Source organism: Serratia sp. CY82433 (genome assembly GCF_052166535.1).
GTDB lineage: Bacteria > Pseudomonadota > Gammaproteobacteria > Enterobacterales > Enterobacteriaceae > Serratia > Serratia sarumanii.
Genome location: NZ_JBJNOR010000005.1, coordinates 250,560 through 262,405, shown reverse-complemented (window position 1 = coordinate 262,405; position 11,846 = coordinate 250,560). Strand labels below are relative to the sequence as shown.

10 protein-coding genes are annotated in these 11,846 nt (G+C 57.7%); 7 read left to right on the top strand and 3 right to left on the bottom strand.

The window, feature by feature from the left end; genetic code table 11:
* Positions 1-648, top strand: a 648-nt coding sequence (locus ACJ8PI_RS20910; protein WP_303396406.1) for a transketolase-like TK C-terminal-containing protein, incomplete at its 5' end; no start/stop codon positions are given.
* Between the two features lie 50 nt (positions 649-698).
* On the opposite strand, the gene nudK is transcribed toward ACJ8PI_RS20910, so the two are convergent.
* The gene (nudK, locus tag ACJ8PI_RS20905; protein WP_033635486.1) at positions 699-1,274 is read right to left on the bottom strand and encodes a GDP-mannose pyrophosphatase NudK; all 576 of its coding nucleotides are present in this window, start codon (positions 1,272-1,274) and stop codon (positions 699-701) included.
* A 234-nt stretch (positions 1,275-1,508) separates the two neighbouring features.
* Between nudK and ACJ8PI_RS20900 the strand changes: the two genes are divergently transcribed.
* The 3 genes from ACJ8PI_RS20900 (at position 1,509) to ACJ8PI_RS20890 (ending at position 5,886) form a co-directional block, all read left to right on the top strand.
* The gene (locus tag ACJ8PI_RS20900; protein ID WP_164134647.1) at positions 1,509-3,155 is read left to right on the top strand and encodes a M60 family metallopeptidase; all 1,647 of its coding nucleotides are present in this window, start codon (positions 1,509-1,511) and stop codon (positions 3,153-3,155) included.
* Between the two features lie 260 nt (positions 3,156-3,415).
* Positions 3,416-5,092 (top strand): nitrate/nitrite two-component system sensor histidine kinase NarQ, encoded by a 1,677-nt coding sequence (narQ, locus tag ACJ8PI_RS20895; RefSeq protein WP_060423096.1) that lies wholly within the window; start codon positions 3,416-3,418, stop codon positions 5,090-5,092.
* Between the two features lie 161 nt (positions 5,093-5,253).
* Entirely contained in the window at positions 5,254-5,886 is a 633-nt protein-coding gene (locus tag ACJ8PI_RS20890; RefSeq protein ID WP_033635488.1) for a response regulator, read from the top strand.
* Between the two features lie 32 nt (positions 5,887-5,918).
* Here ACJ8PI_RS20890 and ACJ8PI_RS20885 read toward each other — a convergent pair whose 3' ends face one another.
* Complete coding sequence (locus tag ACJ8PI_RS20885; protein ID WP_004941750.1) at positions 5,919-6,197, bottom strand: winged helix-turn-helix domain-containing protein; 279 nt, start codon at positions 6,195-6,197, stop codon at positions 5,919-5,921.
* 293 nt (positions 6,198-6,490) lie between these two features.
* Here ACJ8PI_RS20885 and acrD point away from each other — a divergent pair, with 293 nt between their 5' ends.
* Complete coding sequence (gene acrD / locus ACJ8PI_RS20880) at positions 6,491-9,628, top strand: multidrug efflux RND transporter permease AcrD (protein WP_033635489.1); 3,138 nt, start codon at positions 6,491-6,493, stop codon at positions 9,626-9,628.
* Positions 9,629-9,754: 126 nt separating this feature from the next.
* Here the strand turns inward: acrD and ypfM are convergent, their stop codons facing one another.
* The gene (gene ypfM, locus ACJ8PI_RS20875; protein WP_100396732.1) at positions 9,755-9,814 is read right to left on the bottom strand and encodes a protein YpfM; all 60 of its coding nucleotides are present in this window, start codon (positions 9,812-9,814) and stop codon (positions 9,755-9,757) included.
* Positions 9,815-10,098: 284 nt separating this feature from the next.
* Between ypfM and ACJ8PI_RS20870 the strand changes: the two genes are divergently transcribed.
* Both ACJ8PI_RS20870 and ACJ8PI_RS20865 read left to right on the top strand, forming a co-directional pair.
* Positions 10,099-10,530, top strand: a complete 432-nt coding sequence (locus tag ACJ8PI_RS20870) for a GNAT family N-acetyltransferase (RefSeq protein ID WP_033635490.1) — start codon at positions 10,099-10,101, stop codon at positions 10,528-10,530.
* A gap of 531 nt (positions 10,531-11,061) precedes the next feature.
* Entirely contained in the window at positions 11,062-11,613 is a 552-nt protein-coding gene (locus ACJ8PI_RS20865) for a LuxR C-terminal-related transcriptional regulator (protein ID WP_164134646.1), read from the top strand.
* The last annotated feature ends 233 nt before the right edge of the window (positions 11,614-11,846 follow it).

Below are 11,846 nucleotides of genomic sequence, written 5' to 3'. Positions count from 1 at the left end.
CTGATGAAGCTGCGCAACGTGTTCGTCTACACCCACGACTCCATCGGTCTGGGCGAAGACGGCCCGACCCACCAGCCGGTGGAGCAGCTGGCGAGCCTGCGCGTGACCCCGAACATGAGCACCTGGCGCCCGTGCGACCAGGTGGAATCGGCGGTGGCGTGGCAGTACGGCATCGAGCGCAACGACGGCCCGACCACGCTGGTGTTCTCGCGCCAGAACCTGACCCAGCAGCCACGCACCGCAGAGCAGCTGGCGAACGTGTACCGCGGCGGCTACGTGCTGAAAGACTGCGCGGGCACGCCGGACGTCATCCTGATTGCCACCGGCTCCGAAGTGGGCATCACGGTGGAAGCGGCGGACAAGCTGACCGCGGCGGGCCGCAAGGTGCGCGTGGTGTCGATGCCATCGACCGACGCGTTCGACAAGCAGGATGCGGCGTACCGCGAGTCGGTGCTGCCGGCGGCGGTGACGGCGCGCGTGGCGGTGGAAGCGGGTATCGCGGACTACTGGTACAAGTACGTGGGGCTGAACGGCGCTATCGTGGGCATGACCACCTTCGGTGAGTCGGCACCGGCGGAGCAGCTGTTCGCCGAGTTCGGCTTCACCGTGGACAACGTGGTGGCCAAGGCGCAGGCGCTGCTGAAGTAAGCGGCCTGGCGCCAGCCAATAAGAAAGCCGGTCATCGAGACCGGCTTTTTTTATGCCATCACCCGATGAATCTGCAAATACTGCAGCAGCATGATGGTCTTGCCGTCTTTAATGCGGCCGTCGGCGATCATCGCCACCGCTTCGCTGAACGGCAGTTCGATCACTTCAATATCTTCATCTTCAATGCCGCCGCCAGCCGCGCGCCGCTCATCGTCATGGTATTCGGCGATAAAGAAGTGCACGATCTCGGTCACGCCGCCCGGCGACATGTAGGCTTCGAAGATTTTCTTGACCTCGCCCACCTGAAAACCGGTCTCTTCCACCGCTTCGCGGCGCGCGCACTGCTCCGGAGAATCGGCGTCCAGCAGGCCGGCGCAGGCCTCAAGCAGCATGCCGCTCTCGTTGCCGTTGACATAGGTCGGCATGCGGAACTGGTTGGTCAGCACCACCGTGCCCTTGGCGCGGTTGTACAGCAAAATAGTGGCGCCGTTGCCGCGATCGTAGACCTCGCGCATCTGTTGCACCGAACCGCCGTTTTTGCGTTTCAGATCGAACGTATACTTATGCAGCACATACCAGTTGTCCGACAGCAGCTCTTTCTTCACATTCTCAATTTTCGACGACATGACCCTTTTCCCTTGAGTTGCAACCTGAAGATCATACCGCGATTACGCCGCGCCGCGGCAGACGATTTGCAACAAAACATCATCGGCCCCGGCGGCGGCCCGACCTGAAATCATCTTAAAGTAAGCACATCTAAGTAGCGGAAACCCTGAAAAAAAACCATAAGGGATAGCGCCACATCATCCTAATAACACGCGCCTATTTTATTTTTCAACGCCTCTTTAGGGAAAACCAACGTGAAACTGACTCATCGCTGCTTGTTACCATTAAGCCTTTTATTGATGGCCAGCGCCGGCGCTCAGGCGGCGGACTGCGCCAACGTGCCGGAATGGGTGGCTAAAACCTACGCCATCAAAGGCACGCAGGTCATAAAGGACAATACGCTGTTCGCCAATAAATGGTGGGCAGAAAAACACCATATCCCCGGCGTAGCCGGTTGGGTCGGCGAACCCTGGCAAAACCTCGGCCAGTGTGCCGCCCAGGAGACTCCCTGGTGGCAAGCCTATGCCGAGCAGGAGGGATTCAACGATGCGCTGCGTTACATCGGCACCAGCCTGGATGCGCTGAATCAGAATGCCGAACAGGCGATGGCGGACTCGCAAGATGCCCGCACGCCGCTGTATTGGCTCAAACGCACCATGCAGATGTACCCGTTAGACACGCCAAATGTCTACCGGCTGCCGATCGTTCACGCCGCCAGTTGGTACAACTCCTTGTATGGCAGTATGGCGCGCGGAATTTTCTTCTACACCCGCACGCTGGGGAATCAGGGCGACAGCGTCACGATAAAGGCCGGAACTATTCCGGCAGGCAGCTCATGTTTTGCGGCGACCAGCGCCCGTTTCGATAACGTTGACAACATCTACTCGAACAAACGAAAGCTTGATGCCAACAAGGAGACCACTTATACCTTCGCGCAAACCGGCGTACTGGCCTTAGGCTGCAGCCATCCGCAAAAACAGCAAAACGGCGAATTTGTCCGGTTAGAGGTGAGCGGCGGTGGCGACAGCAACCTGCACATTCTCGGTCAGAATACGCAAGGCGACTGGGAGCAACAGAAGGCCGGCGCCGGCATCCTGGGCGGCGCCGTGTTGTATGACGGTAAATCCAATCACTTCGTACCGAAGAAAATCACCGACAAAACGCAGGAGATCATCAATAAATCGCTGGGGGAAAGCCTCAGCATCGCCGCGCTGTATGAAGCGGTGAACGGCATGGACGGCACCCACGAGATGTTCACGGCATCACAGGGTTCCCTGTTCCTCAACTACAGCAAATGCTGCAGCGCCGAATACCGCGAGGGCGCGGTCAACGTCGGTTTCTTCGCCGACAAGACCACCCGCGCCAACGCCGCCCACTGGGGACTCTGGCACGAACTGGGGCATGAGAACGAACCGCAGTGGGAATACAACGTATTCCCCGAAGTGCAGGTCAACCGTTATTCGGTACTGGCTTGCCGCCTGTTGTCGGAACGCAACGATTTCGACTATGGCCCAACCTGCAAACTGGGCGCCGACAAGGAGTGGGATCGGGATGCGGTGCGTAAGTTCCTCGCATCAGAAGTGCGCTATGACGAATTCCCGAAGAAGCAGCATGATGTCGCGCTGGGGTTTTTTACCCATCTGTTGCACGCTTATGATGAATCCTTCTTCCCGCGGATTAATCAGGAACGGCTGAAGCAGACTTTCGCGGCGCCGGGTAACACCATGCAGGATAAATATAAATACGTTTTCGGCACGCCGCAGAAGGTCATCGACTTCAGCGTGGTCGTCTACAGCCGGGAGGCGGGGCAGGATCTGCGCGAGTACTTCACCCGCTGGGGACTGCGCTTCAGCGACCACGCAGCGAAGCAGGTGGCCGCGATGAATCTGCCGACGCCCTGAAGCGCGGCAATAAAGCGCCCCCAGAAACAGGGGGCCTTCTGCCTGATTTCATCCGCGCTAAAGGCAAATCTTCAGAGAAAACCGGCCCGCCGCTGAACATCGGCGGGCATTTCGCTATTCATTTGATTACACAACGACAATTGTTCCCGTTTTGTTGACAACTTGATACAAATCGCGGTGCAATTTAGTTGCAAAAGTTATAGTTTTGCTTTCGAATGAAACTGGCGAAGCGCCTCACCTGAGAGAAAAGGATTCCGTGATTGCTTGTTAAACGTTCCGTGACCGGCAGCCTGGCCAGAGCGCTGTTCGGCATCGTGATACTGTCGGTGCTCGCCACCGGGTTGGCGTTGACGACCGTCGCCGGCAGCCAGAGCGATGCCGAGGCGATCAACATTGCCGGTTCGCTGCGCATGCAAAGCTACCGCTTGGCCTTCGATCTCGAGCGGCAGAGCCCGGAGCTGGAGCTGCACCTGCAGCAGTACCGGCAATCTTTGCAGGCGCCCGCGTTGCAAAAGCTGACTCGCTTTTACGTCCCGGCCGAGGTGCGCAACCACTATCTGGCGCTGCAACGAACATGGCAAACGATGGAGCGGCAGATCCGCGACGGGCAGGCGGCCGCCTACCGGGCTGAGGTCGCCGGCTACGTCAACCGCGTCGATCATTTCGTTTCCGCTCTGCAGCGTTATTCCGAGTTGAAACTCACCCTGGTGGCCGCCGTCAGCGTACTGGGCTACGCCGCCATCATCGGTCTGGTGCTGTTCTGCATCCGCTTTATGCGCCGCCAGGTGGTCACGCCGCTGCAGCATCTGGTCGACGCCAGCCAGCGCGTGCAACAGCGCGACTTTCGCCATCCGCAGCTGGACGTGGCGCTGCCGAACGAGCTCGGCGTGCTGTCGCAAACCTTCAGCGCCATGTCTGACGAGCTGGCCCGCCTCTATCAGTCGCTGGAGCTGAAAGTGCAGGAAAAGACCCAGCGCCTGCAGCAGGCCAACGACACGCTGGAGGTGCTCTATCGCTGCTCGCAGGCGCTGAGCGTGCGTCAGATCGATCAGCAGGCGTTCGAAAATGCGCTGCGCATCGTGCGCCAAAGTGAACGACTGCGCTGCATCCGGTTGAACGTGGCGGACGATCATGGCCAGTGGCAACTGAACGAAGGAGAGCCGGCGCCGGCGCAAACCTGGAGCGCGCTGCCGATCACCCAAGGCGATAAACTGCTGGGCGAGTTGCGATGGCAGCCCGAAGCGCAGCCGCCGCATCCTCACCTGATGCAGAGCCTGGCCAACATGCTGGGGCGCGGCGTCTACTTCAACCGGGCGCAAAAGCAGCACCAATATCTGCTGTTGATGGAAGAGCGTGGAACCATCGCACGCGAGCTGCACGATTCGCTGGCGCAGACGCTGTCGTTCCTGCGCATCCAGCTGACGCTGCTCCGGCGCGCCGCCGACGATCCGGCGGCGCAGGCGATTATCGACGATTTCGAGCGCACGCTGGCCGATGCCTATCGCCAGCTGAGAGAATTGCTGGCCACCTTCCGCCTCAACATTCAGGAGGCGGACCTGAATGCCGCGCTGGAGCAACTGTTGCAGCCATTAAAGGCGCTAACCCCCGCGCGGATTCAGTTACACTGTCGGCTGCCCTCGCAGGCGCTCAACGCCCAGCAGCAGGTGCACGCGCTGCAGATCGTGCGCGAGGCGGTGCTCAATGCCGTCAAGCACGCCGGAGCGAACGAGATCGCGGTATGTTGCGAGGTCAACGCCGCAGGCGACAACGTATTCAGCATTACCGACGACGGTTGCGGCATCGCCAGTCTGGAAGAACCGGAAGGGCATTACGGCTTGACCATCATGAGCGAACGCGCGGCGCGACTGGGAGGAACGCTGCGCATCCGGCGCAGAAGCGGCGGCGGCACGGCGGTCTGCCTGACATTCTCGCCCTGACCTTGCGGCTGTTCACTCTGCGTTACGGTTGCCGCCGGCCTGAAGGCCGCCCGGAGAGGTTTGCGGTGCAGAATGCCGCTATTTTTGAAGAGACAGTCCCACTGTGAAGCACGCCTCCGGGCGCGTTTGAGTGGCTTTACTTGCTACAGGGAGCATATTTCATGGTGATGAAGCAATACCGAGTCATGATCGTTGACGATCATCCGTTGATGCGGCGCGGCATCAAACAACTGCTGGGACTGGATGCGCGATTTGGCGTGGTGGCAGAGGCCGGCAACGGCAGCGAGGCGGTTGCGCTGGCGCTGCAGCACGCTCCGGACGTGATCTTGTTGGATCTGAACATGAAGGGCATGTCCGGGCTGGATACGCTGCGGGCCCTGCGCGACGAAGGCGTGGACGCGCGCATCATCGTGCTGACGGTCTCCGACGCGCGCAGCGATCTGTATGCGCTGATCGACGCCGGCGCCGACGGCTATCTGCTAAAAGACAGCGAACCCGAACAACTGCTGGAACACATCAGCGCCGCCGCCGAGGGCCAGAACGTGATCAGCGACGCCATGGCCGACTATTTGCTGGCGCGCAGCGAGCAGCGCGACCCCTTCGCCGCCTTGACCGAACGCGAACTGGACGTCCTGCAAGAGGTGGCGCGCGGCCTGTCCAACAAGCAGGTGGCGGCGCAGTTGCATATCTCTGAAGAAACCGTGAAGGTGCACATCCGCAACATACTGCGCAAGCTGGACGTGCGTTCTCGCGTGGCGGCGACGGTGATGTACCTGGAGTACAAAAGCCACTGATCGCCCCGCCCCGGCCGATCCGCCGGGGCCGCTTACTCGATGGCGCTGAGCAGCGCCTGATGATGCTGGTGTACCCAGCTCTTGTTGAACGGCCCCCAGCTTTCCAACTGATAGAAACCGTCGTTGTTGCGCACGCCCTGCTGCACGAACTGCAGCTCGACGCCCATGCCGGGCAGCGCCTTCAGCACATCCTGCAACGTACGGCGCGGCCAGCCGGTCAGCGCCATCAACCGCGGCACATTAGGCCGCTCACTGTGGCTGATCAGCCAGCATAAATAAAGCCGACGGGCAAATACCGGGTTAATTCCCATGCCAAGCTCCTGCTGTAAGGTGAGGCCAGTTTTTACTTTTCGATTCCCTGCGGCGAAAAAATGCGCAAGGCCTTTGATAGTAATAAAAATGTCTTAATAGCGTACAATTACCGACGCCGATACGCCCACGCCGTTTTCCGCTACCGTTATTTACACTATCTCCTTTTTTTCTCCACGCTTTCCTCGGCTATCCCGAGTAAAGTGCAATAGCGCCGGAATCCTTCCCTGCCGCTGAAATGCATATTTCCGATGCGTTTTAAAGATAGAACAAGTCATAACGAGGTTCGCGCTGCATGGCCAATTTTTTTATTGATCGCCCGATTTTCGCCTGGGTGCTGGCAATTATTCTTTGCCTGACCGGGGCGTTGGCGATTTTTTCTTTACCGGTAGAACAATACCCGAATTTGGCGCCGCCGAACGTGCGCATCAGCGCAACTTACCCAGGTGCTTCGGCGCAAACGCTGGAAAACACCGTCACCCAAATCATTGAACAGAATATGACCGGCCTCGACAACATGATGTACATGTCGTCGCAGAGCACCAATACCGGCCAGGCGACCGTGACCTTGACGTTCGAAGCCGGCACCGATCCCAACGAGGCGATGCAGCAGGTGCAAAACCAGCTGCAGGCCGCGATCAAACGCCTGCCGCAGGCGGTGCAAAATCAGGGGGTGACGGTCTCGAAATCCGGCGACACCACGCTGATGATGGTGGCGTTCGTCTCCACCGATGGCAGCATGGACAGGCAGGACATCGCCGATTACATCGTCTCCAACCTGCAGGATCCGCTCAGCCGCATCAACGGAGTCGGCAGCATGGACGTGTACGGCTCGCAATACGCCATGCGCATCTGGCTCGATCCCAACAAGCTCAACAGCTATCAGTTGACCACCCAGGATGTGGTCAGCGCCATTCAGTCGCAGAACGCCCAGGTCGCGGTCGGCCAGTTGGGCGGCACGCCATCGGTCGATAAGCAGGCGCTGAACGCCACCATTAACGCCCAGTCGCAGCTCCAGACGCCGGAACAGTTCCGCCAAATCACCCTGCGGGTCAATCAGGACGGTTCGCTGGTGACGCTGGGCAACGTTGCCACCGTCGAACTGGGCGGCGAAAACTACAACTACCTCAGCCGTTACAACGGCATGCAGGCCGCGGGCATGAACATCAAGCTGGCCTCCGGCGCCAACGAACTGCAGACCGACCAGTTGGTGAAAGACAAGATCGCCGAGCTGTCGCAATACTTCCCGCACGGGCTGGAGGCCAAAGTGGCCTATGAAACCACCCCATTCGTCAAAGCCTCGATCAAGGACGTGGTGAAAACGCTGCTGGAAGCCATCCTGCTGGTGTTCCTGGTGATGTATCTGTTCCTGCAGAACTTCCGCGCCACGCTGATCCCCACCATCGCCGTGCCGGTGGTGCTGCTGGGCACCTTCGCCATCCTTTCCGCCTGCGGCTTCAGCATCAATACCCTTACCATGTTCGCCATGGTGCTGGCGATCGGCCTGCTGGTGGACGACGCCATCGTGGTGGTGGAAAACGTCGAACGCGTGATGAGCGAAGAAGGCCTGCCGCCGCGTGAAGCCACGCGCAAATCCATGGGGCAAATTCAGAGCGCGCTGGTCGGCATCGCCCTGGTGCTGTCAGCGGTGTTCGTGCCGATGGCGTTCTTCGGCGGCACCACAGGCGCCATCTATCGCCAGTTCTCCATCACCATCGTTTCCGCCATGGTGTTGTCGGTGCTGGTGGCGATGATCCTGACCCCGGCCCTGTGCGCCACGCTGCTCAAACCGATCGCCAAGGGGCACCATCACGGCAAGCGCGGCTTCTTCGGCTGGTTCAACCGCATGTTCAACCGCAACGCCGAACGCTATGAGCGCGGCGTGGGGCGCATTCTGCACGCCAGCGGCCGCTACATGGTGATTTATCTGCTGTTGCTCGGCGGCATGGCGCTGCTGTTCATCAAGCTGCCGACCTCGTTCCTGCCGCAGGAAGACCGCGGCATCTTCACCGTACAGGTACAGCTGCCGGCGGGCTCGACCCTGCAGCAAACCTCTAAAGTGGTGGAAAAGGTCGAGCAGTATTTCCTCACCGAAGAGAAACAGGACGTGTTGTCGGTGTTCGCCATCATCGGCTCCGGGCCGGGGGGCAACGGCCAAAACGTGGCGCGTCTGTTCGTTCGGCTGAAAGACTGGGATCTGCGCACCTCGGGCGCCAACAGCTCGTTCGACATCATCGATCGCGCCACGCTGGCATTCAACAAGATTAACGAAGCGCGGGTGATCGCCAGCAGCCCGCCGGCGATCACCGGCCTCGGCAACTCCTCCGGCTTCGACATGGAACTGGAAGATCACGCCGGGTTGGGGCACGCCAAACTGATGGCGGCTCGCGACCAACTGTTACAGCTGGCGGCGCAAAATCCGCTGCTGTCGCGCGTGCGCCACAACGGCCTGGACGACAGCCCGCAGCTGCAGATCGATATCGATCAGCGCAAGGCGCAGGCGCTGGGCGTATCTATCGACGACATCAACAATACCCTCTCCACCGCCTGGGGTTCGACCTACGTCAACGACTTCGTCGATCGCGGCCGGGTGAAGAGAGTTTACGTGCAGGCCGCCGCACCGTTCCGCATGCTGCCGGAAGACATCAACAAATGGTATGTGCGCAACAGCGCGGGCGGCATGGTGCCGTTCTCGGCCTTCGCCAGTTCACACTGGGAATACGGCTCGCCGCGGCTGGAACGCTATAACGGCAACTCGGCGCTGGAAATCGTCGGCGAGGCGGCCAACGGCGTCAGCACCGGCACCGCCATGGCGGAAATGGAAAAACTGGTCAGCCAGTTACCGACCGGCTTCGGGCTGGAATGGACGGCGCTCTCCTACCAGGAACGCTTGTCCGGCTCGCAGGCGCCGGCGCTGTACGCCATCTCGCTGCTGGTGGTGTTCCTGTGCCTGGCGGCGCTGTATGAAAGCTGGTCGATACCGTTCTCGGTGATGCTGGTGGTGCCGCTGGGAGTGATCGGCGCGGTCGCCGCCACCTGGCTGCGCGGCCTGGAGAACGACGTTTATTTCCAGGTCGGCCTGTTGACCATCATTGGGCTGTCGGCGAAAAACGCCATTCTGATCGTCGAATTCGCCAACGAGCTGAACCACAAAGGGCAGGATCTGATGTCCGCGACGCTCGACGCATCACGCATGCGTCTGCGGCCGATCCTGATGACTTCGCTGGCGTTCATCTTCGGCGTGCTGCCGATGGCCACCAGCAGCGGCGCCGGTTCAGGCAGCCAGCATGCGGTCGGCACCGGGGTGATGGGCGGCATGATCTCCGCCACCCTGCTGGCGATTTTCTTCGTGCCGCTGTTCTTCGTGCTGGTTCGCCGCCGCTTCCCGGGCAAAGCGCATCCGGCAGGCAATACGACGGCCGCCGGGGAGTGATAGCCTGGGCATAAAAAAAGCAGCGTCGGGTTACCGATGCTGCTTTATTTCGAACGATAATCTCGTTCCCAAGGTGTTTCAGTGACTTTCCAATGACTCAACCTTGCCATCTGCTTCAACGCTGTGTCAGTTGCCCAACATCTCATCAATGAAGTCTTTCCAGTTTCCTAATTCACGATCAACCATAATACTTTACAACCTCAATTATTTGACGAAGCGGATTCTACGCCTGTTTTTTGACCATGTGAAGGGAAGCGGGAACGATGCCGGGCCCGGAAACCGGGCTTAGCGCACATTTTCGTATTTATCTGATCAATGTTTAGTGCTGCTATTCCCTTGTGATATCAATTTCTCCGCGATAGCGTGTAAAAGGTATAAAAATACGACAATGGGGCGCCGACATCCGCGGGTATCAGCGCGCCATTCGGCACTATGCCGCCGACCTCAGTCTTATTGGTTAGAGGAAAACGATGGAAATTATCACCGACCCGAACCGCCGCGCCATCGACTGGCAGCGGCTGTGTGAATTGCTGGAGGCCGCCGGGCTGGGCAAGCGCGATCCGCACACCCTGCGGCGCGTTTACCAACACAGCCAGTTTTGCTATTGGGGGTTTATCGGCGACGAGCTGATCGCCACCGCGCACGCCATCAGCGACCTGACCTCGGTCGCCTACCTGGCCGACGTAGCGATCGATCCGCGCTTTCAGGGGCAAGGGCTGGGGCGCCGGTTGATGGATCGGGTGATGCAAGATTTGGCGCCGCTCGGCAAGATTTTCATCTATTCCGTGCCGGAAAAACTGGCCTTCTATAAAAAGTACGGCTTTCATGATTTGACCACCGGCATGGTGTATGCGGACGGCGCCTCACTGCAACGGTTGCAAAACGGCGGTTATATCCGCTGATCATCTTGATCAAAATACTTTTCTCAGCAGAATACAGCTGACGATATGCTTGAGACAGATAAAACGCTTAGCCAAAACGCCCCAGAAAAAACACACACTCTCTTTTAACTTTTTATTTTCACTATTATTCACCTCTGCAACCATGAATGAGAAAACGTTTGAACTTCCTGTTAGAGATATTTCTTAGTCATTAGACCTCTTACAAAGATATCACGAACCAAAAGATCGGTAAAAACGATCGAATATTAATTTACGATAGGAATAATCTATGATATTTCCTTTTAATTCTCCTTGATTGATAGCTGGCATCTATTTAAAAACCTCTACCCCTCTTGCGGCACTTTTTATTAATCCTATTTATCTCTTTACTATCAATCAAATAAAAAACAAACTGACTAAACCAGCGGTATAGGTAAATGTTGAGATTCATCATCGGAAATAATTCAACATTTAATTATTTCGATTATTTCTATTTTTATACTTTAAGATAACCGTCGCCACCGGGAATAAAAAATAAAGGATTATAATAATATGAAGATCGATATTTTCAGCGAATGTACCTATACCATTGTCGGTATCAGACAACTGATAAATCAAACATGGTCAGAAAAAAACACGCCAGCCGACTTTAACCGCAGAAGGGTCTGCTTTATCGATGTCACCCTCGCCAATTTTGAAGCGCGTTACCGCGATGAATATGCCAACCCCAAAACCTACAAAATAGTCATTATTACCGACTGCCCGCATGAGATGGTGATTGTCGACAATAAGACCATTATATTATCAAACCTTATATCTTTAAGCCGTTTCAGCCACCTGATCGGCGATTTATATACGCGCTACAGTCACTATACCGAGCCGCCGCAGCTCTCCCGGCGCGAGTCCCTTTTCCTGTCGGAGTGGTCGACGGGAAAATCGCTGACCGATATCAGCAACGCTATGAATATAAGAAACAAAACCGCCAATCATTACAAATCGAGAATCATGAAAAAGCTTGGCGCCAGCAGAATAAAACCGCTGTTGCATATTACCCGCGTACGGTGTTTAACCGATCGTTTAAATATAAAAATTAATAAAGAATAGTTCCTCTGAGCCCAGATCCGCATTGGCGGCTGAACGCGTTCGCCGACGTCTTTTACAAGCACCGTCGGCGAAGTCTGCCGTTCAACCACATTGCCAACTTCTCTCCCTGGTGCTCAATCGCATCTCGCGCGCATCGTTGTCTGGATCTCGCCGCCGCTTTACTGGCATTATCTCTGCTATCGCCGGGCGGCGAGAAGGCCTAAGACCGCGCCCGCCGCCCAGTATCGACTCGA

What these genes read in the sequence shown, in the direction of transcription:
- nudK (WP_033635486.1), bottom strand. Translation starts at nt 1,274, where the DNA reads ATGTCGTCGAAAATTGAGAATGTGAAGAAAGAGCTGCTGTCGGACAAC.
- ACJ8PI_RS20890 (WP_033635488.1), top strand. Translation starts at nt 5,254, where the DNA reads ATGGTGATGAAGCAATACCGAGTCATGATCGTTGACGATCATCCGTTG.
- ACJ8PI_RS20885 (WP_004941750.1), bottom strand. Translation starts at nt 6,197, where the DNA reads ATGGGAATTAACCCGGTATTTGCCCGTCGGCTTTATTTATGCTGGCTG.
- acrD (WP_033635489.1), top strand. Translation starts at nt 6,491, where the DNA reads ATGGCCAATTTTTTTATTGATCGCCCGATTTTCGCCTGGGTGCTGGCA.
- ACJ8PI_RS20870 (WP_033635490.1), top strand. Translation starts at nt 10,099, where the DNA reads ATGGAAATTATCACCGACCCGAACCGCCGCGCCATCGACTGGCAGCGG.
- ACJ8PI_RS20865 (WP_164134646.1), top strand. Translation starts at nt 11,062, where the DNA reads ATGAAGATCGATATTTTCAGCGAATGTACCTATACCATTGTCGGTATC.